Here is a 23,914-nt window from a genome sequence, read left to right as displayed (position 1 = left end):
AAGAGGGGTGATGGCGATGGCGTTTCAGAGCGAGGAAAAGTTTGAGAAGGCATTGACGGAACGGCTCGCTTCCTCGATGGGGTGGGAGACCGAGATCCTCATGTACCCGACGGAGGCGGATTTGATACGGAACTGGGCGGACATCCTCTTTGCGAACAATCGCAGCCGCGACCGCCTGGGCGATTATCCGCTCACGCAGGGCGAGATGCAGCAGATTATCAATCACATCACGATTGATTGCAGGACACCGCTCGCGCTCAATGAGTTCATCAATGGCAAGTCGGTGTCCATCCGTCGTGAGAATCCGGAGGACAAGGAACATTTTGGCAAGAATGTCAGTCTGAAGATCTATGACCGTACGGAGATCGCCGCAGGTCAGAGCCGCTATCAGATCGCACGTCAGCCCGTTTTCCATGCGAAGTCGAAGCTGCTTGGCGATCGGCGCGGCGATGTGATGCTCCTCATCAACGGGATGCCGGTGATCCACATCGAGCTGAAGCGCAGCGGTATCCCCGTGAGCCAGGCATATTACCAGATCGAGAAATACGCAAAGGAGGGCGTTTTCACGGGGCTGTTTTCGCTTGTGCAGGTGTTTGTCGCGATGAATCCGGAGAAGACGGTCTATTTTGCAAATCCCGGCCCCGATGGGACGTTCAACAAGGACTATTATTTTCACTGGGCGGATTTCAACAATACGCCGATGAATGACTGGCAGGCGATTGCCTCCCATCTGCTCTCGATTCCGATGGCGCATCAGCTGATCGGCTTCTATACGGTGGCGGATCATGCGGACGGTGTGCTCAAGGTCATGCGCAGTTATCAATACTATGCGGCAAGCGGGATTGCGGCGGCGATGGCGACGATGCGGTGGGGTGAGGGGAATCAGCGCGGCGGCTATGTCTGGCATACGACCGGCTCGGGCAAGACGATGACGAGTTTCAAGGCGGCACAGCTGATTGCGGACGGAAACGATGCGGACAAGGTGATATTTCTGACCGACCGCATCGAGCTTGGCACGCAGTCCCTCAAGGCGTACCGCGCCTTTGCGGGGGTTCTTACCGTGATTCAGGCGACAGAGCATACGCGCGCTCTCAAAAGCAAGCTGCGGAGCAGCAATCCCGACGATACGCTGGTTGTGACATCCATCCAGAAGATGAGCAATCTTGCGGAGGAGGGCGGGCTGAGCGCCAAGGACAGAACGTCCATCGACGGTAAGCGGATGGTCTTTATCGTGGATGAGGCGCACCGCTCGACGTTCGGTACGATGCTCGCGGGGATTAAGGCGACGTTTCCGAACGCGGTCTTTTTCGGGTTCACGGGAACTCCGATTTTCGAGGAGAATGCGAAGAAAAAAAGCGATCAGATGGATGTGTTCGGTGCACGGATTCATACCTATACCATTGCGGACGGGATTCGCGACGGGAATGTGCTCGGGTTCGACCCGTATCAGGTGTTGACGTTCCGCGACAGGGATGTGCGCCGTGCGGTCGCGCTCCACGAGGCGAAGGCACAGACGGTGGCGGAGGCGCTTGCCGATCCCGCGAAGGCGAAAGTCTATCGGCATTTCACCACGGACAAGAAAATCAGGATGGCGGGCTATAAGGATACAAATGGTATATGGGTGCAGGGGATCGAGGATTACCTGCCGTCTGAGCAGTACCGCACAGAGGAGCACACAAGAACGGTTGTCGAGGACATTGGCGAGAACTGGGAGATGCTCAGTCATGCGGGGAAGTTTCACGCGATCTTTGCAACGAGCAGCATTGCGGAGGCGGTTCGATACTACCGCAGGATGAAGGCGGAGCTGCCGAAGCTTGCCGTCACCTGCCTTTTTGATCCGAACATCGACAACAACGATGGAGCGAAGGCAAAGCAGGATGATTTGCTTGAGATTATCTCGGACTATAACGTGCGGTATGCGCAGAACTTTACCCTTCCGATGCACGCGGCGTTTAAGAAGGATGTCGCGCTGCGTCTTGCACACAAGGAGCCGTATCGGTATCTCGCGCCGGAGCAGCAGCTCGATCTTCTCATTGTAGTGGATCAGATGCTGACGGGCTTTGATTCGAAATGGGTCAATACGCTGTATCTGGACAAGCTGTTGACGTACGAGAATATCATTCAGGCGTTCTCGCGGACGAACCGCCTCTTTGGTTCTGAGAAGCCGTTTGGCGTGATCCGTTACTATCGCAAGCCGCATACGATGCAGCAGAACATTGAGGCTGCGGTAAGGCTCTACGCCGAAAACCGTCCGCAGGGGTTGTTTGTGGACAAGCTGCCGTATCATCTGCGCAGGATGAATGAACTCTATGCGGACATTGCCGATCTCTTTGCGGCGGCGGGGGTCGCGGACTTCATGCAGCTGCCGGGCGATCGGGCGGAGCGTGGGAAGTTTGCCGCTCTTTTTCGTGATTTCAACAGCTGTCTGCGGGCTGCCGAGGTGCAGGGATTTCATTGGAAGAAGTCTGTTTACAAATGTGAGGACGGGGGCGGGGCGACGCAGATCATTACACTCTCCTTTGACGAGCAGCGCTATCGCACGCTGGCACTGCGGTACAAGGAGCTGTTTGCTGAGGTGGAGCGTACGCGTACGGGCGGCGGCGATGTGCCGTATGATCTCGTCGGCGATCTGATGGAGATTGATACGGAGGTCATTGATGCGGACTATATGAACAGCCGTTTCGAGAAATATCTGAAGGCGTTGGAACAGGGAGACGGGGCGCAGCAGGCAAAGGATGAGCTGCACCGAACGTTCGCCGCGCTCGGGCGTGAGGAGCAGAAGTATGCTGCTGTGTTCCTGCATGATCTGGAGAGCGGCAATGTCACAGTGGAGGCGGGCAGGACGCTGCGCGACTATATCACGCAGTATCAGTGTCATGCGAAGACGACGGAGATCGACCGGCTCACCGATGCGTTCGGACTTGATGGAAAGATGCTGAAAGAGATTTCGGGTCTTGGGCTTACGGCTGCGACCATCAATGCATATGGCAGATTGGATGCGCTGAAACAGACGGTGGATCTGCAAAAGGCGCAGGCGTTTTTGAAAGACTGTGACGGCAGGACGCTCCGTGTACCCGATGTCCATAGGAGGGTGGATGAGGTGCTCCGCACGTTTATCCTGAACGGTACACTTGCGCCTGAGATTCGTACGGCGCTTCTTTAAAATTTAGGCTTGACAGAAGGTGGAGTTACAGATATAATGTCTAAGTGTCGCACAAGCGGCGCAGGAAGATATTATGCGGAAGTAGCTCAGTGGTAGAGCACCACCTTGCCAAGGTGGGGGTCGCGAGTTCGAGCCTCGTTTTCCGCTCCATCTTTCGGCGACATAGCCAAGTGGTAAGGCCGAGGTCTGCAAAACCTTTATCCCCAGTTCGATTCTGGGTGTCGCCTCCAATATGAAATGCGGTCTGGAAGAATTTCTTCCAGACTTTTTTACTATCTGTATGACTGTGTAAATGAGAGGAAACGAATGCGGGGACGGTACAAAATACTTGTCTACGGGTGCCAGATGAACATCGCCGATGCGGAGCGCATGGAGGGGCAGCTCCAAGAGGCGGGGTACGTGCGGACGGAGGAGATGACGGATGCGGATGTCATTCTCATCAACACCTGTTGTGTGCGTGAGACGGCGGAGGACAAGGTCTATGGGAAGATCGGCGAGATCAAGAAGGTCAAGGAGAAACATCCGCGTCTGATCTTCGGTATCACGGGCTGTATGGCGCAGAAGGAGGGAGATAACCTCATGCGCCGTGCGCCGCACATCGACTTTGTGCTCGGTACGGGGAAGGTGCAGGAACTGACGCGTGTCATTGCGGAGGTTGCGGCGGAGCATACGCCTGTTGTGGATGTCGCGCTCGCGGACAAGAGTATCGCGGAGCATCTGCCCGTTGCACGCGGCGGGAAATTCTCGGCGTGGGTGCCGATCATGTACGGCTGCAACAACTACTGTACGTACTGCATCGTGCCCTATGTGCGCGGGCGTGAGCGCAGCCGTGCGCCGGAGGAGATCGTTGCGGAGGTGCGGCGTGCGGTCGCGGAGGGCTATACCGAGGTGACGCTGCTCGGGCAGAATGTAAACTCCTATGGCAAAGACCACAAACAGGCGGATTTTGCCGATCTCCTGCGTATGGTGGACGAGGTGGAGGGCATTCGCCGCGTACGCTTTATGACTTCGCACCCGAAGGACATCAGCGACAAGCTCATCGACACGATCAAGAACGGGCAGCATATCTGTGAGCACATCCATCTGCCCGTGCAGTACGGGAGCAATCGCATTCTAAAGGCGATGAACCGTGTCTATACGGTGGAGCAGTACCGCGAACGCGCCCGACGCGTGCGTGATGCGCTGCCGAATGCGAGCCTCACGACCGATCTCATTGTCGGTTTCCCGGGGGAGACGGACGAGGACTTTGCCGAGATGCTCGCATTTCTGCGCGAGATGCGCTACGACTCGGCATATACCTTCCTCTACTCGAAGCGTTCGGGTACGCCCGCTGCGACAATGGCGCACCAAGTCCCCGACGATGTGAAGCACGCACGACTGAACGCGCTGATGGCGGAGCAGAATGCCATCAGTCGGGAGATCAATGACCGCCTTCGCGGTGCGATGCTCGAAGTGATGGTGGAGGGCGCGAGCAAGAACGACCCGACTGTTTGGAGCGGGCGCACGCGCACGAACAAGATTGTGCTGTTCCCGCACGGAGCGGAGCAGGAGGGGGACTTCGTGCAGGTCAAAATAACGCAGCCGCAGACATGGGTGCTCAAAGGGGAAGTCGTTTCGTAGCTTTGGTGATATGGTGTAACGCTCCACTCGTGTTCGCGAGGAGCGTGCACTAAGGTATGTACTCAACTTAGGAGGTTTGTTATGGACGCGCAGAACGTCACGCCGATGATGCAGCAATATCTCTCCGCGAAGGCGGCGCATCCGGGCGAGCTTCTTTTTTTCCGCCTTGGCGACTTTTACGAAATGTTCTTTGACGATGCGAAGGTGGCGGCAAAGGAGCTCGGACTGACGCTCACGAGCCGCAGCGGCGATCTCGACAAAAGTCCGATGTGCGGCGTGCCGTATCATGCGGCGGACACCTATATCGCGCGCCTTGTCGCCAAGGGGTTCAAGGTCGCCATCGCCGAGCAGATCGGCGACCCGAAGGCAAAGGGGCTGACACACCGCGAGGTGGTGAAGGTCGTCACGCCGGGCACGGTGCTTTCGGATGAGGTGCTGCACGATGCGGCGAACATCTACATCGCACTCCTCCACGAAACGGAGGTCGGCACACTTTTTCTCGCGGGGGCAGACATTTCGACCGGCGAGGCGTTCTATGCTCTCTACACGGGAGAGAATGCTGTGCAGCAGATGCTTGACGAGCTTTATCGCCGTATGACGGCGGAGATTCTTATGACGGAGGGGTTCTCCCGCGCGGACACGGTGCGCACATTTGCGGCGCAGCGGCTCCCGCGCTGTGCCATCGGGACGGTTGTACCCGAGATGCGGGACGAGCTTCTTGCGCAGCATTTCCCTGCCGCAGGAATTCCGACGGATGCGGGAGCACGGACGGCAGTCGCGACGCTCCTCACCTATCTCCACGATACGGTACGGGCGGATCTCTCACAGATCAACCGTCTCACCTTCCTCGATGGGGCGGGGACGATGCAGCTCGACACCTATACGCTGCGCAACCTTGAGATCACGCGCAGTCTGCGCGACGGCGGCAAGAAAAATACACTCTTTGATGTACTCGACTTCACGCGTACGCCGATGGGGACACGTCTCCTGAAATCGTGGCTGGAGCATCCGCTTCTCACCCCGCACCGCATCGACGCGCGGCTCGATGCCGTCGCGGAGCTGGTCGAAAAATCTGTGCTGCGGGGGAAACTGCGCGAATCTCTGCGCTCGGTCTATGACTTCGAGCGGCTTCTCACACGCATTGAAACACAGGCGGCAAATGCGCGTGATCTTGCCCAACTGCGCGTTTCGCTCGCCGCCCTGCCCGCAGTGCGCGATACGCTCGACGTGGCAGAGAGTCGCCTCCTCATGCGTGCGTGTGCGGCGATTGAGACCTTTGACGCGCTGCGCGACACACTGGAACGCGCGATTGTGGACGAACCGGGGCTGTCCGTGCGCGACGGCGGCATCATCCGCACGGGCTACGATGCTGCGCTCGACGAGCTGCGCACCTTTTCGCACGACAGCAAGTCCCTGCTGCAGGAGATGGAGGAGCGTGAGCGCACACGCACGGGCATCAAAACGCTCAAGATCGGCTACAACAAGGTATTCGGTTACTATATTGAAGTGCGCCATAGCGGACGCGACCAAGTACCCGAGGGTTACATCCGCAAGCAGACGCTTGCGAACACGGAGCGGTTCATCACGGAGGAGCTGAAGGACTTCGAGGCGAAGATTCTCGGCGCAGAGGAAAAGATCACCGCGCTGGAGTATCACATCTTTACGCAGCTCCGCGAACAAGTGAAGGCGCAGCTCGTCCCCATCCAGAATGTCGCGCGAAGCATTGCGCGTGTCGATGTGCTCCAAAGCCTCGCCGAGGCGGCGGCAAACTATCGCTATGTGCGTCCGCAGGTGGCGGCGGATGGTGCGATTCTCATACGGGACGGACGTCACCCGCTTGTGGAGCGCATTCTGGATCGTGAGGTGTTTGTCCCGAACGATACTGACCTCAGTCATGGCGGGACGGAAACGATGCTCATTACGGGGCCGAATATGGCGGGCAAGTCCACCTATATGCGTCAGGTCGCCCTTCTCACCCTCATGGCACAGGTCGGCAGTTTCGTCCCCGCACGGACGGCGCAGATTGCGCCCGTCGACCGCATCTTTACGCGCATCGGCGCGAGCGACGATCTCGTGAGCGGGCAGAGCACCTTTATGGTGGAGATGAATGAGGTCGCGCAGATTCTGCGTGAGGCGACGCGTGACAGCCTCGTCATCCTCGACGAGATCGGGCGCGGTACGAGTACGTTTGACGGCATGAGCATCGCGCGCGCGGTGGTGGAGCACATCGACACGCGGATCCATGCCAAGACCCTGTTTGCGACGCACTATCACGAGCTGACGGAGATGGAAAACGCACACATCCGAAACTACTGCATCGCTGTGCGCGAAAAGGGGAAAAACGTCGCGTTCCTGCGCCGCATTGTCGCGGGGGCGGCGGACAAGTCCTATGGTATCCACGTCGCACGCCTTGCGGGACTGCCCGCAAAGGTGACGGCACGAGCGGAGGAGATTCTCTCCGCGCTTGAGCAGAAGGAAGCCGCCTCCGCCGGCGCCGAGATACCCGCCGCAAATACGCAGGAAATGCCGCCCGCCGACGGAATGGCATCCCTCTTTGCGGATGGAACGCTTGCAGAGCTGCGGACGCTCGACATTATGACCATGACGCCGCTGGAGGCGATGAACACACTCTATCGCTTGCAGGAACAGGCACGCAAGGAGGCAGGAGAGGCATGACGCAGATTCATGTACTGGATGATACGACCATCAATAAGATTGCGGCGGGCGAGGTCGTGGAGCGTCCCGCCTCCGTGGTCAAGGAACTGGTCGAGAATGCGATGGATGCGGGTGCGACGGCGATTGAAATTGAAATTATGGGCGGCGGGGTCAGCTTCATCCGCGTGACGGACAACGGGCACGGCATGACGCGCGAAGATGCACAGACGGCGATTCTGCGCCATGCGACAAGTAAGATCACGTCGGTTTCCGACCTTCAGACCGTTGCGACCCTCGGCTTTCGCGGTGAGGCTCTGCCGACCATTGCTTCCGTCTCGCGCTTTTCTCTCCTCACGCGCAAGGAGACGGACGATCTCGGGACACGCGTGGACATCCTCGGCGGGAAAACACCGGAGTACGAGGATGCGGGCTGTGAGATCGGTACGACGATACGCGTCGAGGATCTTTTTTTTAACACTCCCGCCCGCAAGAAATTTCTCAAGACGAATACAACCGAGGCGGGGAGAATCAGCGATTTTGTCATTCGCCTTGCACTCTCGCGTCCCGATATTGCATTCCGCTTCATCAACAACAATCGCCTGACGATCATGACGGCGGGGGATGACAGCCTGCGCCACACGATTGAGAGCATCTACGGCGGCACTGTGGCGGGGGCGCTGATCCCGCTCGACTTCCGCGATGCGGAAGCGGAGATCCGTATCACGGGCTATATCTCGAAACCGTCCGTGATCCGCAGCAGCCGGGCGTGGCAGACGTACATTGTCAATGGGCGCACGATACAGAACCGTGCGATTGCAAAGGCGATTGACAACGTGTACCGTGCGCTCGTCCCGAAGATGGGGTTTCCGCTCGCCGTTCTCTGCATCGAGGTGCCGCAGCGCAGTATCGACGTGAACGTGCATCCGCAGAAAACAGAGATGAAATTCGAGGATGAGGGGCGCATCTTCAAGGCGGTTTACAAGTCTGTGCTCGACGCGATTCGCGGGGCGGCGGGGGAGAGTACGGCGATAGCGGCATCGGTCGAAAAGCCGAAGTTCCACTATGAATCCGTGCCGCTCGGCGTTTGCGCACCGGCGCATACGGGTGTCCCGTACGCGCCGCAGCGTGCGGGCGCAAACGCTGCGACCGTACGAGCCGACCAATACGCTATGCCGCCCGTGCGTCCGCAGACTGTCCACGAGGCGGTGCAGTGGCGGGGACAGAGCGTTGACCTGCGCACGGCGCAGGATCGTGCGGCTGCGGCACGCAGCGAGGAACGCGCCGCATTTGCCGCGCAGAATGTACCTGCTGCCGCGCCGCCCCGTGCGGGGCAGGGCGTGGAGATGGAGGCGCGTCTCCTCCCCATCGGACAGGTCGATCTCACCTACATCATCGCCCAGAGTACGCAGAGTCTCTATATCGTCGATCAGCACGCGGCGCATGAGCGCATTCTCTTTGACCGATTCTCGGCACAGGCGGACGGCATTCCGTCGCAGCAGATGCTTGTCCATGCGATTCTCTCCTTTGACACACGCGAGGCACAGTACATCGACGAGAATGCGGAACTGCTGGATCGTCTCGGCTTTCACCTTGAGCCGGCAGGCGAGCGGGAATATCGCCTGACGGAAGCTCCTGCTGATATTCCGCTCGATGAGGCGGCGGATACGATACGCGAGATCCTCATCTCCCTCGGTGACCTGCACGCCGCAACGCCCGCGCACCTACGTCAGGCGGGACTTGCAACGATGGCGTGCCGCGCCGCGATCAAGGCGGGCGAGGAACTGAGCATCCGACAGATGGAGATATTGCTGGAGGAACTGCGAAACACACCCTTTCCGTTCACCTGTCCGCACGGGCGGCCGACGATCCTGCGCTTTGATACGCACGACCTTGCAAAGATGTTCAAGCGCACGGGGTTCAACCTATGAGGACGGGAGAGATCAGCGCGATTGTGACGACCGTGCGGCGCGGACAACGGTACACGGAGGCAAATCGTGCGCTTGCCGCACGGACGGCGCAGCAGCTCGGCATCCCCAATGTCCCGCGCGGCAGTGATTCACTCGAAGAACTGCGTGCGGCGTACGGCGTGGATGCGGTGCTCGTCGCACGGCGCGGACTTCTCACCGCGGTAACGAGCGAGGGCGAGCTGTTCTTTCATCCGGGCATGGCGCATCTGCGCATCAAAAATCTGCTGCTCGGGCATGGCGATCACCTCGTTTCTGCGCTCGGACTGACGGAGGGAATGCACGTCCTCGACGGCACGCTCGGCACGGGGGCGGATGCGATTGTCGAGAGCTTTGCCGTCGGGGAGCGGGGGACAGTCACGGCACTTGAGGCGAATCCCTTGATTGCGGCGGTCATCGCGGACGGGCTTGCGCACGCCACGGGCGACAATTACGAGATGCACGCAGCGATGCGCCGCATCTCCGTACATCATGCGGACGCGCTTTCCTTTCTGCGGGATGCCAAAGATCGCAGCGTTGATGTCGTCTATTTCGACCCGATGTTTCGCCGTCCGCTCCACGAGAGTGCGGGGATGAATGCCCTGCGCACCCTCGCGGATATGCGTGCGCTCACGGAGGAAACCATTGCCGAGGCGTGCCGCGTCGCCCGCCGCCGTGTCGTCATGAAGGAACGGCAGGGGAGCAAAGAATTTGAACGCCTCGGCTTCACACGCATCACAGGCGGCAAGTACAGCCGCATCGCGTACGGCGTGATGGAACTCTAAAAACTTTATTTCCATTTAAGTTTATTTCACATTCCACCGATATACACGGTGGAATGTTTTATTCTAAAATAAAAGAAGGAGGTGAGGCGATGAGGATTGCAGACGATTCGACAGTGCTGGTCGGGCAGGGACGCAGGGGGACCGACCACGGACGAAGAGCGATGGGCAGCAGCGGCGCGTCGTTTGCACAGGTACTGGAGGGAGCAAAGCAGCGCGTACGTTTCTCGCAGCACGCAGAGGAGCGGCTGCAGCGGCGCGGGGTCATGCTCACCCACACAGAGCTGGAAAAGCTCGGAACTACGATTGACCGTATGCGGGAGAAGGGCGCAAAGGAAGCCCTGATCTACATGAAGGACAGTACGGCAATGGTCGTCTCTGTGACGAACCGCACCGTGATCACGGCGCTCGACGACGTGACTGCGGCAGACAGCATTTTTACGAATATTGACAGTGCAGCCATCATCTGACAAAGCCGGACCTACGGGAGGCTTTTGACCGCGCGCGACTGGTGCGGTCAGCGATGAGACACGGGGATTGTCTCGAAAAACAGGGGAGCAGTATATCCTGCGGGATCACTGCGTCCCCATGATGGCTTTCCTTTGCACTGTCACACACGGCAAAGGAGAGATTTATTATGATGCGTTCCATGTTCTCGGGTGTTTCGGGGCTCAAAGGTCACCAGACCCGCATGGATGTCGTCGGCAACAACATTGCGAACGTCAACACCACAGGATTCAAGGCGAGCCGCGTCACGTTCGCGGATATGATCTCGCAGAACCTCTCGGGCGCAGCCGCGCCGAACGGCACGCTCGGCGGCGTGAACCCGAAGCAGGTCGGTCTTGGTATGTCGGTCGCAAGCACCGATCTCATCTACTCGAACGGCTCGGTACAGCAGACGGGCAAGAACACGGATGTCGCCATCTCGCGCGGCGACGGACTTTTCGTCGTTTCGAAGGGCGATCAGAAATACTACACGCGCAACGGCGCGTTCGAGTTCGACGCGCAGGGCAACCTCACGATCCCGAGCACGGGTCTCTATGTGCAGGGGTATATGGCGAACAACGGTGTTGTGACCCCGTCGGGGGAGAACACGACAAAGATCCAGATCCCGGCAGGCAAGTCAATGGAGGCATCCTCCACGATCTCCGCGACGTATACGAAGAACCTCAACGCGACCACGCCGGGCTACGATGTAGCGAACGTCCTCGTGAAGTATGCGGACGGTACATCCGGCACGACGAACAACTATGCGCCGACGGAAAAGGGCAAGCTCGTCCTCACGATGAGCACGGGCAAGAAAATCTATCTGGGCGATTCTGCGCCGCAGCAGACGGTGGGGAATCCCACGACGGGCAACAACCTCTATACCTCTACGATCACAAATGTTACGGCGAGTTCGACGGGCAAGGTCGATGCCAAACTTGAGATGGATAAGAACAATTCTTCCAGTCCGAAAAAAATAAACGGCTCGGATTCGACGGTAATCACACGCACGGGCGCGACGGCACTGTCCTCCGGCACATACGCCTATGGCGATGCGTACAACATCAGCGGCAAGATCACAGCGATTCGCAGTGTGGCCGGAACGTCGGATGTTGAACTGGATCTCGGATCGGACAATACGATCACACCGGGGACTCCGGTTACGATCACTGTGCCGAAGCCGACGAGCTTTACCTACAAAAAAGGCGATACCTATACGGGGCAGCTCAAAATCACGAGCCTCACGCCGCAGACGGGTGCGACGGTGACGACGGCGGACGGCAACAGTGCCGTACTCTCTGCTCCGACACCTGCGATTACAAGTTCGGCAGCGACGTACCAGCATAATGCCAATGCTTCGGATGGGACGATTACGGCGATCACGCGTGAGTCCACCTACGAGTACGGCGGCAAGACAGTCTCCACGATTGCACTCAATACGAAGAGCGGCGCCTCCATCGGGGGGCTCATCGGCAAGGAGTACAACCGCGGCGATACATTCTACCCGTCCGTGACGACGCTCGTCACGGTCTACGACTCGCTCGGGGCGGCACACTCCATCCCCGTGGTCTTTACGAAGTCGGCGAACAACAAGTGGACAATGTCGCTCGGCACGGGCGGTGACACCTACAGTATCACGGAGAAGGACGGCACGACGACGAATGTGACGCTCACGAAGAGCGAGCTTACCTTTGACTCGACGGGCGCGTATCTCAGTGGTTCCGCCGCGCTGAACCTCACCTATGGGAACGGCGCGTCGCCGCAGCAGGTCAGTATGAACCTCGCCTCCATCACGCAGTACGCGGGTACTTCGACGGTCGCGGCGACCTCGGACGGCAATGCGGCGGGTACGCTTTCGAGCGTTTCCATCGACAGCTCGGGTGTCATCACGGGGACGTACACGAACAACGTCCGCCGCGTCGAGGCACAGATCGCGATGGCGCAGTTCAACAACCCCTCGGGTCTGACGAAGATGGGCGGCAATCTCTATCAGGAGTCGAACAACTCCGGCACGCGCACGGTCAGCGGCGCCTCCGACATCGGCACGGAGCTGACGACCTCCGCGCTTGAGATGTCGAACGTGGACATCGCCGACCAGTTCTCCGATATGATTATCACACAGCGCGGCTTCCAGTCCAACTCCAAGATTATTACGGTCTCGGACGAGATGCTTGAAACGCTGATCAACATGAAACGGTAAATTACATACGTCACTTGAAAGAGCTGTCTGCGGACGGCTCTTTTTCATCAGGCGTTCGATAGCTTCTATTTATACAGTATGTACTTTACTAATAATGTATCCGTGCGGTATAATGACACACGTTATATTATCACTGTGCAGGGTGGGACTCTGCAGGAATGGGGGAATCAATTTATGGAAATGGTCTTGGGCTTCATCGTCCTCCTCGTCTGCCTCATTGTCGGTGTGCGGCACGGCGGACTTGGGCTCGCGGTCATCAGCGGCTTCGGCCTTGTGATCTACACGTTTATCTTCGGCTATCAGCCGGGCAAGCCGCCGATTGATGTCATGCTCATCATCCTCGCGGTGGTGACGTGTGCGGGCTTCCTTCAGACGTCGGGCGGTCTTACGGTCATGCTGAAGTATGCGGAGAAGTTTCTGCGCAACAACCCGAAGCACGTCACGATCCTTGCGCCGCTCACGACGTGGTTTCTGACGGTGCTCTGCGGGACGGGGCACGTCGTCTACACGATGTTCCCGATCATCTACGACATCGCCATCAAGCAGGGGATCCGTCCCGAGCGTCCGATGGCAGTCGCGTCGGTCGCCTCACAGATGGCAATCTGCGCCTCGCCCGTGTCGGTTGCGGTCGTCTCGATGGTTGCGTTTCTTTCAGCCTCGGGGCATGAGTTCACGGTGTTCCAAGTGCTCTCGGTGTCGATTCCCGCAACGGGGCTTGGCGTGCTCTTTGCGGCGCTCTGGAGCTACCGCCGCGGCAAGGAACTCGATCAGGATGAGCGGTTTCAGGAGTTCATCCGTGATCCTGAGAATAAAAAATATGTATACGGTGATTCCGAAACCCTGCTTGACAAGAAATTGCCGAAGGAATACTATCGTGCGATGTATATCTTCTTTGTCGGTATCATTGCAATCGCAGTGCTCGGCAACTTCCCGGAGCTGCTGCCGAAGTTCCCGCCGAAGCCGGATGCCGCGCCGAAGGCGGTCTCGATGGTCGTTGTGATCCAGATGGTGATGCTGCTCGTGGGTGCGACGATCCTCGTCACATGCAAGGTCAAGGCGAAGGATGTCGGCAACTCGCAGGTGTTCCGCTCGGGTGTGGTCGCACTCGTGTCGGTCTACGGCGTTGCATGGATGGCGGACACCTACTTCATGAACCACATGAGCTTCCTCAAGGAGTTCCTCGGCTCTGCGGTGCAGAACTATCCGTGGGCGTATGCGGTGCTCGCGTTCCTCACGTCGAAGCTCGTGAACTCGCAGGGAGCGGCAATCGCGATCGTCGTGCCGATGGCACTGAACGTTGGTATGGATCCGATTCTCGTGCTCTCGTTCATCTCGGCGTGCTACGGCTATTTCTTCCTGCCGACGTATCCGTCCGATCTCGCGTGCATCGGGTTCGACCGTTCGGGTACGACGCGCATCGGCAAGTACATCTTGAACCACTCGTTCATGATCCCCGGGCTGATCGGTGTCAGTTCGGGCTGCTGCGTCGGGTATCTGGTTGCACATTTGATATTCTGAGCGGATATGACAAAAGCCTCCCCCGTGCGGGGGAGGCTTTTGTGCTTTCTATAGGATCGCATGATCCGTCTGATGGCTGAGGATGTCCTTGCTGAACTCGATGAAGGACTGCGCGGCACGCGAGATATAGCGGTCGCGTTTCCATGCGAGTCCGACATCCACGTAGACCGGTGTGGCAAGCGGTATCGCGCGTACGCCGGGTGCGTCGCGGGCGATCATTTCCAGTAGGAAGGCGTTGCCGACACCGCTCGCGACGAGTCCAAGGATGGTGACGACCTGATTGGACTCAAGGACGATGTTGGGCGTGACATCCGCCGCCTTCATCTTTTGCAGCATGGTCTGACGGAGGAACGAGCCTTCCTTGAGCATGATGAGGCTGCGCTCCTCGATGTCCTGTAGGGTGACTGCCTTGCGTGCGGCAAGATCGCTGTCCTCCGGGATGCAGCAGACGATCTGGCTGCGTGCCATTGGGAGAAGTTGGAGGTTCGATGAGGAGTCGGGGATGATGATGATGCCGAAGTCCAGCTCGTCGCGCTCCAACTGTTCGCGGATGGCGACCGATCCCTCCTCGTGCAGATATACGTCGAGATGCGAGTAGCGGCGCTGAAAGCTCGAAAAGATCCGCGGGAACAGATACGCGCCCATCATCGGCGGAATGCCGATTTTGATCGTCCCCTTCTGCAGCTGCTTGTAATCGTTGACTTCGAGCACGGCATCCTGTATGTTGCGCAGAGCGACTTCGACGCGCGCGAGGAATACAGCGCCCTCCGGCGTGAGCGAGAGCTGCTTCTGGCTGCGGTCGAAGAGCTGTATGCCAAGCTCTGCCTCAAGCTTTTTGATGGCGACGGTGATGTTCGGTTGAGAGACGCGGAGGCGTTCGGCAGCGCGTGTGATGTTTTTCAGGCGGCTTGCCATTTGGAAATATTCCAATTGCCGTAGTTCCATAAGACCATCCCTTCTGATAAGTTTCTTTTATGCGCTATCTATTATATCATATTTTCAATGAATATATGATAGGATAATATAAATTTATTGAAAAAAATTGATTCTTTTCTTGAGTTTTTTTCAAAAAGAGGTAGGATTTTTCGGGGACTTATGGAATAATATAGGAAGATGTGGACGTGTGTCTGATGGAACAGACAAGCGTGTGTCTGCATATCGAGAGAAAGGGAATGGGGGCATTCGTTTTGGAAAAATCAACGGTCATCGGGCTGATTATGGGTGTCATTTCGATCTTTGTCGGTATGATTTTGAAGGGCGCGCCGCTGTCGGCGCTCAACAACCCGGCGGCATTCCTCATTATCATCGGCGGTACGTTCTCATGTCTGTTCATCGGTTTCCGTATGGAGCAGATGGGGAACTTCATCAAGCTGATCAAGAAGACCTGTCAAGTTCCGCAGTTGCAGGAAAAGGGGCAGCTCGTACAGCAGTTCATCGAGCTGTCGCAGATTGCGCGCCGTGAGGGCATCCTTGCACTTGAGAGTAAGGCACAGGAGATTCAGGATCCGTTCTTCCGCACGGGTCTCGGCATGGTCATCGACGGCATGGATCCCGACTTCGTGGGCGATGTGTTGGATGCGGAGCTCTCGATCATGCAGGAGCGTCACGCCGAAGGGCGTTCGATGTTCACACAGGCGGGGACGTACGCGCCGACGTTGGGCGTTCTGGGCGCGGTCGTCGGTCTGATCGCGGCTCTTGGCAACCTGAACGATATTGACAAGCTCGGTCATTCGATCGCTGCTGCGTTCGTTGCGACGATCCTAGGTATCTTTACGGGATACGTTCTCTGGATGCCGTTCGCGAACAAGCTCAAGATCATGTCGGAGCAGGAGGTCAGTCAGAAGCGCATGATCATCGAGGGAATCCTGTCGCTGCAGGCGGGCGATTCTCCGACGGCGATCGAGGCAAAGCTCATGGTATTCATCCCGCAGACGGAGCGTGAGGCACTGAAGGGAGAGGGCTGATATGGCGCGTAAGAAGCATGCGAAGCCGCATGAGGAGGAAGCGGGCGAGGCTTGGCTGCTGCCCTACTCCGATCTGATGACGCTGCTCTTGGCGCTCTTCATCGCTCTGTTCGCGATGTCGCAGACGGATGCGTCAAAGATGCAGGCGCTCGCACAGGCGTTCACGGCGGCGTTTAATATGGGCGGGCCGTCGTTCTTCTCCGGCATGGGGCCTGCGACGGCGATCAACTCGGCGACGACGCAGGGACAGGACAATGCCAACGATGCTTATATGAAGGAAAATGAGACGCTGCGCGAGGTGCAGGAGAAAATCGAGCAGTATGTCAAGGAGAACAATCTCCAAGATCAGGTGTCGACGGAGCTGTCTGAGGACGGGCTGATGATCCGTCTGAAGGAGAAGGCTCTCTTTGCCTCCGGCTCTGCGACATTGGAGGGGCAGGCGGAGCAGATCGTACCTGTGATCGCGAGTCTCCTCGCTGCGCTGCCGGAGCGTGTGACGATCTCCGGGCATACGGACAATGTGCCGATCTCAACGGCGCAGTTCCCGTCGAACTGGGAACTGAGTTCCGCGCGTGCGGTGAGTCTCATGCGTGGTCTCATGGGGGTGCAGCCGTCGCTGAACCCGGCACGGTTCAGCGCACTCGGCTACAGCGAGTATCGTCCGATCGCCTCAAACGATACAGACGAGGGACGTGCCCAGAATCGGCGCGTTGAGGTGTTCATTGCCCGAAGTATGCGGTTCAGTCAGGACGATTCGATCAGTGCTTCGGATGGTAAAGTGGTGACGAGTGCCAATGCTCCCTCGACGACAATGCCGACGGCAAAGCCGTCGTCCGAGTCTGCGGCATCCGGCGGAACGCCGGAGATGGGGACGTCGATGCGTCCGACACATTCTTCGCCCGGGCTTGTACCGGCGCCGCTGCAGCACTGAGCGCAGGAAGGTGAATGACAAGGGGGCTGTTGCGTATGCAATGGCTCCTTTTTGTATCAGGGACAGGAAGGGTCTTCCGTATGATTTTGGGCATCGGCAGTGATATTGTCCATATCCCGCGTGTGGTGCGTGCTGTTAAGCATCCACATTTTTTGGAGCGCGTCTATACGGCGGGGGAACGCGCCTATGCCGCGATGCGGGGGAAGGGGATGACGGCGAGCCTTGCCGCGCGCTTTGCGGGCAAGGAGGCGGTGCTCAAGGCGTTCGGGACAGGGCTGCGCGGCGGCTGTCTGCATGATGTGGAGATTCTGCCCGATACACTCGGCGCGCCAAAGGTACACCTCAGCGGGTATTTTGCCGCGCGTGCGGCTGAGATGGGTGTGACAAATGTATGGATCACGCTCAGTCATGAGCGTGACTATGCGCTCGCCTATTGTGTTTTGGAGGGTCAGCGATGAATGTATCGTTTGCAGAGGATATGCGTCGGATTGATGCGCGTGCGGTCAGCGACTACGGGCTGCCCGCTGTCGCCCTGATGGAAAATGCCGGACGGCGGTCGGCGGAAGAAGCGGCAGCAATGGTCGGGGGCGCGGCGGACAAGGTGTTTGCGGTCTTTGCCGGTGGCGGGAACAACGGCGGGGATGCGTTTGCAGCGGCACGGCATCTGATGAATATGGGGGCGCGTGTGAAGATGTTCTTTACGGGGACGGAAGAACGTCTCGGCGAGGCTGCGCGTGCGATGTACGATGCCCTGCGTGCGATGGGGGTGGAGATCCGCCCGCTTGCGAGTGATCGGGACTGGGATCGGCTGCGCGTATCGCTGCGGTTTGCGGATGCGGTTGTGGACGGCATTCTCGGTACGGGGACGCGCGGGGAACTGCGTGCGGAGACGGTGCGGCTCATCGAGGAGATCAATGCGGCGGGGAAACCGGTCATGGCGATTGATCTGCCGAGCGGCGTGGAGGCGGATACGGGGCGCATCGCTGCGGCGGCTGTGCGTGCGCAGCGGACGTTGGCACTCGGGCTGCCGAAGGTGGGGCATCTCATCGGGCAGGGAGCGAATGCCGCCGGCAAGCTGCTCGTGGACGATATTGGCATACCTCATGCGCTGTTGGACGGGGAGGAACTGCGCCAGTCTCTCATCACACGGGAGACTGCGGCGAAGCTGCTGCCCGTACGCGCACGCGATGCACACAAGGGAACGTGCGGACGCATTCTCGTCCTCGCGGGATCGCTCGGTATGACGGGGGCGGCGGCACTCGCGGCACAGGCGGCGCTGCGCATCGGGGCGGGACTGGTGACACTCGCCGTGCCGGAGAGGATCTATCCTGTGCTTGCGGCGAAGATGACGGAGGCGATGGTCGTGCCCGTGCCCGATGAGGGGACGGGACGTTTCGGCGGGCTCAAGGCGCTTGAGTCTGCGCTTGCTCTTGCGGCACAGGCGGACGCTGTGCTGATCGGGCCGGGACTTGGCCGTGCGGTAGAGACGAGCGAGTTTGTCCGGCTCTTTGCCGCTGATGTGAAGGCTCCGCTCGTGATGGATGCCGATGCGATCTATGCGTTCCGCAGTCATCTTGGCGATCTGCGGGATTTGCCGCAGGTGCCGATTCTGACACCGCACCTCGGTGAGTTTGCGGGGCTGTTGGGCAAGAATACGGACGAGGTCGCTGCGGATCTTCTGCATGAGGCACGGGAGGCGGCGCGCGCCCATCAGGCGGTATTCGTCGTCAAAAGTGCGTGTACGATCGTCGTCTATCCCGACGGGGATGCGTTCTTTACCACGGTCGGCAATGCGGGGATGGCGACGGCGGGAGCGGGCGATGTCCTCGCAGGGGCGATTGCGGGGCTGATGCGTCAGATGGAGAGCGGGATGACACCGCTCGTCGGGGTCTATGCGCACGGTCGTGCGGGGGATCTTGCCTATGAGGCACACGGAAACGGCCTCGTGGCGGGCGATATTCTGCGCCGTTTGCCGAAGGCTCTGAGGGAACTCGGTTGACAAGTCCGTCCTGCGGTACTATGATAGGACATAAAATTTTAGGAAAGAGGAAGAGCTATGGCAAAGGCGGATATTGACTGGGGAAATCTGGGGTTTGGCTATCGTGCGCTGCCGCAGCGCTATGTATCGGACTATGCGGACGGCGCGTGGGATGCGGGCGGGCTCACGTCCGATGCGACCGTTGTGCTCAGTGAATGCGCGGGCATCCTGCACTACTGTCAGGAGGTGTTCGAGGGGCTGAAGGCATATGAAACGGTGCATGGCGATATTGTGACGTTCCGTCCCGACCTCAATGCGGCGCGTATGTATCACTCGGCGGCGTATCTTGAGATGCCGTCGTTTCCGCAGGAGCGTTTTCTGGAGGCGGTGGATGCGGTGGTCGCTGCGAATCGTGACTATGTGCCGCCGTACGGTTCGGATGCCTCGCTCTACCTGCGCCCTCTGATTTTCGCCACGGGCGAGGTCATCGGGGTAAAGCCGGCGGATGCGTATCAGTTCCGTCTCTTTGCTACGCCGGTCGGCCCGTACTTCAAGGGCGGGGCGAAGCCCGTGCGCCTCTGTGTGAGTGATTTTGACCGTGCGGCACCGCACGGTACGGGGCATATCAAGGCAGGGCTGAACTATGCGATGAGTCTCCATGCCTATATGATGGCACACGCAGCTGGGTTTGACGAGAATATGTTCCTCGATGCTGCAACGCGCACCTATGTTGAGGAGACGGGCGGGGCGAACTTCCTGTTTGTCACGAAGGATGGTACTGTCGTCACGCCGAAGTCGAATTCCATCCTGCCGTCGATCACGCGCCGTTCCCTGCTCTATATCGCGGAGCACATTCTCGGGATGAAGGTGGAGGAACGGCCCGTTCCCTTTGCGGAGCTTCCGGAGTTTGCCGAGTGCGGCTTGTGCGGAACCGCTGCGGTGATCTCGCCTGTCGGCTCGGTGACGTACGGGGACAAGGTGATCACCCTCCCGAGCGGGATGGAGCACATGGGTCCTGTTCTGCAAAAACTCTATGACACGCTGCGCGGTATTCAGCTCGGCACGGTGGAGGCGCCCGAGGGCTGGATCCGCAAGATCTGCTGATTTTTCATTCGTTTTCGTCTCCTTTGCGAGAGGGGGTTCCACCGGGGGTGGAATCCGTTCGCTGAGGGGACGAAATTTTTTTGAAAGAGTGCGGCAGGTCACAAGGATTTTTGCGGCAGAGCGAGAAATCATATATAATATCATTTGAAAATATGTCGAAAGGGTTTGTTGACCGTGGGTGTTCCTTATGCCTCTTGATCTTACGATACCGACACAGTTTCGCGGTATCCTGTCAACCATTACGCTGCTCGATGTCGTCGATATTCTGATTGTGGCGTTTATCCTCTACCGTGTTTATGTGATGCTGGAGGATACGCGTGCCATTACGCTCGCCAAGGGGATTCTCGTGCTCCTCGGTGTAACGGTTGTTGCGAGCTATTTCGAGCTGCATGTGATCTCGTGGCTGCTTCAAAAGTCTGTGACACTGCTCTTTGTCGCGCTGCCGATCGTGTTCCAGCCGGAGCTGCGGCGCACGCTCGAACATCTGGGGCAGGGGCGTTTTTTCCGTGCGGGCGGACTGGTCGATGAGGAGGAGGCACAGAGTACGATCCGCGAGATCCGCAGCGCGGTCAAGATCCTGTCGGCGAACAAGATCGGTGCGCTGCTCGTCATCGAGCGCGATATGGGGCTGAACGACATCAGTGCGACGGGCATTCAGATCGACGGTCTCATTACGTCGGATTTTCTGATGAACGTGTTCATTCCCAACACGCCGCTGCATGACGGGGCGGCGGTGATCCGCGGCAAGCGTCTGATTGCGGCGGGCTGCCTTCTGCCCTTGACGGAGAACCGCTCTCTCTCGACGGAACTTGGAACGCGCCACCGTGCGGCCATCGGTCTCTCGGAGCAGTGTGATGCACTCGTCGTCGTGGTGAGCGAGGAGACGGGGACGATCTCGATTGCGGAGAACGGGCGGATTCACCGCCATCTGGACGCCGATCAGCTGACGCATATCCTGACCCCTGCATTTGCATACAGTTCGCGTCCGTCCATTTTGGAACTTGTTCGAAGCTGGAGGAAGAAATGATGGAAAGGCTTCGGAGTATGGTGCAGCACAATCTGCCGGCAAAGATTGTTGCGCTCATCGTTGCGGTTGTGCTCTGGCTCTATGTGATGAACGATCAGAATCCCGCGATGGAGGGGACGTATACCGTCCCGGTGACGATCGAGAATGCGCCGGAGGGCTATCAGATGTCCGCCGATGCCGATTCGGTGACGATCCGTGTGCGCGGACCGCGTTCCTTCTTCGTTGCGGCGGAGCGCGGAGATTTCCACGCACGGATGAGCCTTGCCGACTTCACGGAGGGAACGCGGGCGTATGCCGTGGAGGCTTCGATCCCGTACGGGTTCGATCTCGTTGGGATCTCGCCGGATAAGATCAATGTGAATCTGGATCGGATCGTGGAACAGCCTGTTCTCGCGGTTGTGGCGACGGACGGTTTTCCTGCGGAAGGGTTCACCGTGGCGAAGTTTGAGCAGGAATATAAAACGGTCATGATTGAGGGTCCGCGCAGTCTGGTCGATCAGGTTGCCCAAGCGACGGGACATATCAATTTGAACGGGCTTTCGAGCGACGATACGGCAGAGGTGAAACTGGTGCCGTTGAATGCAGATGGACGAGAAGTGGCGGGGGTCACCCTCAACCCGTCCACAACGCACGTTTTCCTTAAATTTGCACGCAGTCTCTCACGCAAGGTGGTGGAGGTCGAGGCGCATCCGCGCAGTGATCTTCCTCCTGCACTGAAGCTCGAAGGGATCACGGTGGAGCCGTCCCGCATTGAGATCGCGGGAACGGGGGATGTGATCGGCACAATCACAAGCATCGGGACGGAGGAGTTCTCCCTCGCGGATGTGCATACGACGGAGAAACGCACGGTGAAGCTCGTGCTGCCTCCGGGCGTGACGGTGACGGATCCGAATGTGACGGTGGAGATCAAGGTTGGAGCAATGAAATGATTCGCGTGAAAAATCTGCGCGTTCCCTATGATGACGTGCGTCCGCTCGCAGAAATAGCGGCGGAGCGTCTGAACCAATCACCCTGCGCTGTGCGCGGGGTGATTGTTGTTCATAAGGCACTGGATGCGCGGCGCAGGAAGGGGACGCCGATTGCGTGGGTCTATGCGCTGGATGTCGCACTTGACCATGAGCGTGCAGTGCTCGGACGTCTGCGCAGGGATGCGGATGTGATGCCGGCACCGGTGTCCGTACCGATGGAGATCCCCCGTGTGGGTGCAGTTCCGGCACATCGTCCCGTGGTTGTGGGGTTCGGCCCTGCGGGGATCTTTGCCGCATGGACGCTCGCGCGTGCGGGGCTCTGTCCGCTCGTGCTCGAACGCGGGCAGGATGTGGATCGCCGTACGGCGGATGTCGCGCGGTTTTGGCAGACGGGCGTGCTCGATCCCGCATCGAATGTACAGTTTGGTGAGGGCGGTGCGGGAACGTTTTCGGATGGGAAACTGACGGCACGCAGCAATGACCCGCGTATGCACGAGATCATCGAGGCGTTTATCGCGGCGGGCGCACCCGAGGAAATCCGCTGTCTGCAAAAGCCTCACATCGGGACGGATGTTCTGCGGGATGTGGTGAAAAATCTGCGCCGTGCCATCATCCGCATGGGCGGTACGGTGCGCTTCGGTGCACAGGTGACGGGTGTGGAGCTGCGTGCGGGACGGGTTGCGGCTCTTGTGGTGAACGATGCGGAGCGGATTCCCGTGGAGGCGGTCTTTTTCGGCATCGGGCATTCGGCACGCGATACCTATGCAATGCTGTGTGCGGCAGGGCTTCACATGGAGGCAAAGGCGTTTGCTGTGGGGGTGCGCATCGAGCACGCACAGGCATGGATCGACCGGATGCAGTACGGAGCGGCGGCGGGCAGTCCGCAGCTCCCTGTGGCGGACTATGCCATGACCTACCGTGACGAGGCGGGGGGGCGCGGTGTCTACTCGTTCTGTATGTGTCCCGGCGGCACGGTGGTCGCTGCGGCTTCGGAGATGGGGCGGCTCGTGACGAACGGGATGAGCAACTATCACAGGGATTCGGGCGTTGCCAACAGTGCTCTCCTCGTACAGGTCAGTCCCGCAGACTGGGATGGCACGGTGCTCGGTGGCATTGCTTTTCAGCGAACCATTGAGGAGCGTGCATTTCGTGCGGGTGGCGGGGACTACCGTGCTCCTGTGCAGTCTGTGGGGGACTTCCTTGCGGGAAAAACAGGGGCGCGGGATTTTACTGTTACGCCGACGTATGCGCCGGGCGTGCGGACTGCGGATCTGCGTGCCGTACTGCCGGAGATGTGTACGGCATCGCTTGCGCGTGCGCTCCGATTCTGGGAGGAGCGCGTGCCGGGCTTCGGCGCGGCGGATGTCCCGCTAACGGGGGTGGAGTCGCGTTCCTCCGCGCCGTGCCGGATTGTGCGTACGGCGGCGACGATGGAATCCGTTTCGGCGGCGGGGGTGTATCCGATCGGCGAGGGGGCGGGCTATGCGGGCGGTATCATGAGCGCCGCACTCGACGGACGGAAAGCCGCGCTTGCATTTTTGGGGAAGATACAGTAGATTATGATAAGGAATGTAT

General features: G+C 58.9%; 17 protein-coding genes and 2 tRNA genes. 18 read left to right on the top strand and 1 reads right to left on the bottom strand.

Going from position 1 to position 23,914, the window contains the following annotated elements; translation table 11 throughout:
- The first annotated feature begins 10 nt into the window (after nucleotides 1-10).
- The 10 genes from QU667_RS08790 (at nucleotide 11) to QU667_RS08745 (ending at nucleotide 14,367) form a co-directional block, all read left to right on the top strand.
- Nucleotides 11-3,163 (top strand): type I restriction endonuclease subunit R, encoded by a 3,153-nt coding sequence (locus tag QU667_RS08790; protein ID WP_304986820.1) that lies wholly within the window; start codon nucleotides 11-13, stop codon nucleotides 3,161-3,163.
- A 75-nt stretch (nucleotides 3,164-3,238) separates the two neighbouring features.
- A tRNA-Gly gene (locus QU667_RS08785) sits at nucleotides 3,239-3,313 on the top strand.
- A gap of 6 nt (nucleotides 3,314-3,319) precedes the next feature.
- Nucleotides 3,320-3,393, top strand: a tRNA-Cys gene (locus QU667_RS08780).
- 76 nt (nucleotides 3,394-3,469) lie between these two features.
- On the top strand, nucleotides 3,470-4,783 hold the full coding sequence (gene miaB / locus QU667_RS08775) for a tRNA (N6-isopentenyl adenosine(37)-C2)-methylthiotransferase MiaB (protein ID WP_304986819.1): 1,314 nt from the start codon (nucleotides 3,470-3,472) through the stop codon (nucleotides 4,781-4,783).
- Nucleotides 4,784-4,864: 81 nt separating this feature from the next.
- Nucleotides 4,865-7,459 carry a DNA mismatch repair protein MutS gene (gene mutS, locus QU667_RS08770; protein WP_304986818.1) on the top strand — a complete coding sequence of 865 codons (2,595 nt, stop codon included), beginning with the start codon at nucleotides 4,865-4,867 and terminating at the stop codon, nucleotides 7,457-7,459.
- Nucleotides 7,456-9,366 (top strand): DNA mismatch repair endonuclease MutL, encoded by a 1,911-nt coding sequence (gene mutL, locus QU667_RS08765; RefSeq protein ID WP_304986817.1) that lies wholly within the window; start codon nucleotides 7,456-7,458, stop codon nucleotides 9,364-9,366. Before mutS ends, mutL begins: the two co-directional genes overlap by 4 nt.
- Nucleotides 9,363-10,166, top strand: a complete 804-nt coding sequence (locus tag QU667_RS08760) for a class I SAM-dependent methyltransferase (protein WP_304986815.1) — start codon at nucleotides 9,363-9,365, stop codon at nucleotides 10,164-10,166. Before mutL ends, QU667_RS08760 begins: the two co-directional genes overlap by 4 nt.
- An 89-nt stretch (nucleotides 10,167-10,255) precedes the next feature.
- Nucleotides 10,256-10,633 (top strand): TIGR02530 family flagellar biosynthesis protein, encoded by a 378-nt coding sequence (locus QU667_RS08755; protein ID WP_304986814.1) that lies wholly within the window; start codon nucleotides 10,256-10,258, stop codon nucleotides 10,631-10,633.
- Between the two features lie 167 nt (nucleotides 10,634-10,800).
- On the top strand, nucleotides 10,801-12,849 hold the full coding sequence (locus QU667_RS08750; protein ID WP_304986813.1) for a flagellar hook-basal body complex protein: 2,049 nt from the start codon (nucleotides 10,801-10,803) through the stop codon (nucleotides 12,847-12,849).
- Nucleotides 12,850-13,023: 174 nt separating this feature from the next.
- Nucleotides 13,024-14,367, top strand: a complete 1,344-nt coding sequence (locus QU667_RS08745) for an anaerobic C4-dicarboxylate transporter (protein ID WP_304986812.1) — start codon at nucleotides 13,024-13,026, stop codon at nucleotides 14,365-14,367.
- Between the two features lie 48 nt (nucleotides 14,368-14,415).
- Here QU667_RS08745 and QU667_RS08740 read toward each other — a convergent pair whose 3' ends face one another.
- On the bottom strand, nucleotides 14,416-15,312 hold the full coding sequence (locus tag QU667_RS08740) for a LysR family transcriptional regulator (RefSeq protein ID WP_304986811.1): 897 nt from the start codon (nucleotides 15,310-15,312) through the stop codon (nucleotides 14,416-14,418).
- A gap of 227 nt (nucleotides 15,313-15,539) precedes the next feature.
- Here QU667_RS08740 and motA point away from each other — a divergent pair, with 227 nt between their 5' ends.
- From motA to QU667_RS08700, 8 genes are all read left to right on the top strand, one after another.
- Entirely contained in the window at nucleotides 15,540-16,331 is a 792-nt protein-coding gene (motA, locus tag QU667_RS08735; protein ID WP_304988441.1) for a flagellar motor stator protein MotA, read from the top strand.
- Nucleotide 16,332: 1 nt separating this feature from the next.
- Entirely contained in the window at nucleotides 16,333-17,262 is a 930-nt protein-coding gene (locus tag QU667_RS08730) for a flagellar motor protein MotB (protein WP_304986810.1), read from the top strand.
- A gap of 80 nt (nucleotides 17,263-17,342) precedes the next feature.
- Complete coding sequence (acpS, locus tag QU667_RS08725) at nucleotides 17,343-17,720, top strand: holo-ACP synthase (RefSeq protein WP_304986809.1); 378 nt, start codon at nucleotides 17,343-17,345, stop codon at nucleotides 17,718-17,720.
- A complete protein-coding gene (locus QU667_RS08720; RefSeq protein WP_304986808.1) occupies nucleotides 17,717-19,261 on the top strand; it encodes an NAD(P)H-hydrate dehydratase in 1,545 nt (514 codons plus the stop codon). The genes acpS and QU667_RS08720 overlap by 4 nt, the downstream gene beginning before the upstream one ends.
- Before the next feature lie 57 nt (nucleotides 19,262-19,318).
- On the top strand, nucleotides 19,319-20,344 hold the full coding sequence (locus tag QU667_RS08715) for a branched-chain amino acid aminotransferase (protein ID WP_304986807.1): 1,026 nt from the start codon (nucleotides 19,319-19,321) through the stop codon (nucleotides 20,342-20,344).
- A 187-nt stretch (nucleotides 20,345-20,531) separates the two neighbouring features.
- Nucleotides 20,532-21,371 (top strand): diadenylate cyclase CdaA, encoded by an 840-nt coding sequence (gene cdaA / locus QU667_RS08710; RefSeq protein WP_304986806.1) that lies wholly within the window; start codon nucleotides 20,532-20,534, stop codon nucleotides 21,369-21,371.
- Nucleotides 21,368-22,300, top strand: a complete 933-nt coding sequence (locus QU667_RS08705; RefSeq protein WP_304986805.1) for a CdaR family protein — start codon at nucleotides 21,368-21,370, stop codon at nucleotides 22,298-22,300. The genes cdaA and QU667_RS08705 overlap by 4 nt, the downstream gene beginning before the upstream one ends.
- The gene (locus QU667_RS08700; protein ID WP_304986804.1) at nucleotides 22,297-23,895 is read left to right on the top strand and encodes an NAD(P)/FAD-dependent oxidoreductase; all 1,599 of its coding nucleotides are present in this window, start codon (nucleotides 22,297-22,299) and stop codon (nucleotides 23,893-23,895) included. Before QU667_RS08705 ends, QU667_RS08700 begins: the two co-directional genes overlap by 4 nt.
- Nucleotides 23,896-23,914: the final 19 nt, after the last annotated feature.

Origin of the sequence: Selenomonas dianae, assembly GCF_030644225.1 — a bacterium.
GTDB classification, from domain to species: Bacteria; Bacillota; Negativicutes; order Selenomonadales; family Selenomonadaceae; genus Centipeda; species Centipeda dianae.
This window is presented reverse-complemented; position numbering and strand designations above follow the sequence as displayed.

What these genes read in the sequence shown, in the direction of transcription:
- QU667_RS08730 (WP_304986810.1), top strand. Translation starts at nt 16,333, where the DNA reads ATGGCGCGTAAGAAGCATGCGAAGCCGCATGAGGAGGAAGCGGGCGAG.
- QU667_RS08790 (WP_304986820.1), top strand. Translation starts at nt 11, where the DNA reads ATGGCGATGGCGTTTCAGAGCGAGGAAAAGTTTGAGAAGGCATTGACG.
- cdaA (WP_304986806.1), top strand. Translation starts at nt 20,532, where the DNA reads ATGCCTCTTGATCTTACGATACCGACACAGTTTCGCGGTATCCTGTCA.
- mutL (WP_304986817.1), top strand. Translation starts at nt 7,456, where the DNA reads ATGACGCAGATTCATGTACTGGATGATACGACCATCAATAAGATTGCG.
- QU667_RS08750 (WP_304986813.1), top strand. Translation starts at nt 10,801, where the DNA reads ATGATGCGTTCCATGTTCTCGGGTGTTTCGGGGCTCAAAGGTCACCAG.
- QU667_RS08755 (WP_304986814.1), top strand. Translation starts at nt 10,256, where the DNA reads ATGAGGATTGCAGACGATTCGACAGTGCTGGTCGGGCAGGGACGCAGG.
- QU667_RS08740 (WP_304986811.1), bottom strand. Translation starts at nt 15,312, where the DNA reads ATGGAACTACGGCAATTGGAATATTTCCAAATGGCAAGCCGCCTGAAA.
- QU667_RS08745 (WP_304986812.1), top strand. Translation starts at nt 13,024, where the DNA reads ATGGAAATGGTCTTGGGCTTCATCGTCCTCCTCGTCTGCCTCATTGTC.
- QU667_RS08700 (WP_304986804.1), top strand. Translation starts at nt 22,297, where the DNA reads ATGATTCGCGTGAAAAATCTGCGCGTTCCCTATGATGACGTGCGTCCG.
- miaB (WP_304986819.1), top strand. Translation starts at nt 3,470, where the DNA reads ATGCGGGGACGGTACAAAATACTTGTCTACGGGTGCCAGATGAACATC.
- QU667_RS08705 (WP_304986805.1), top strand. Translation starts at nt 21,368, where the DNA reads ATGATGGAAAGGCTTCGGAGTATGGTGCAGCACAATCTGCCGGCAAAG.
- motA (WP_304988441.1), top strand. Translation starts at nt 15,540, where the DNA reads ATGGGGGCATTCGTTTTGGAAAAATCAACGGTCATCGGGCTGATTATG.
- QU667_RS08720 (WP_304986808.1), top strand. Translation starts at nt 17,717, where the DNA reads ATGAATGTATCGTTTGCAGAGGATATGCGTCGGATTGATGCGCGTGCG.
- acpS (WP_304986809.1), top strand. Translation starts at nt 17,343, where the DNA reads ATGATTTTGGGCATCGGCAGTGATATTGTCCATATCCCGCGTGTGGTG.
- mutS (WP_304986818.1), top strand. Translation starts at nt 4,865, where the DNA reads ATGGACGCGCAGAACGTCACGCCGATGATGCAGCAATATCTCTCCGCG.
- QU667_RS08760 (WP_304986815.1), top strand. Translation starts at nt 9,363, where the DNA reads ATGAGGACGGGAGAGATCAGCGCGATTGTGACGACCGTGCGGCGCGGA.
- QU667_RS08715 (WP_304986807.1), top strand. Translation starts at nt 19,319, where the DNA reads ATGGCAAAGGCGGATATTGACTGGGGAAATCTGGGGTTTGGCTATCGT.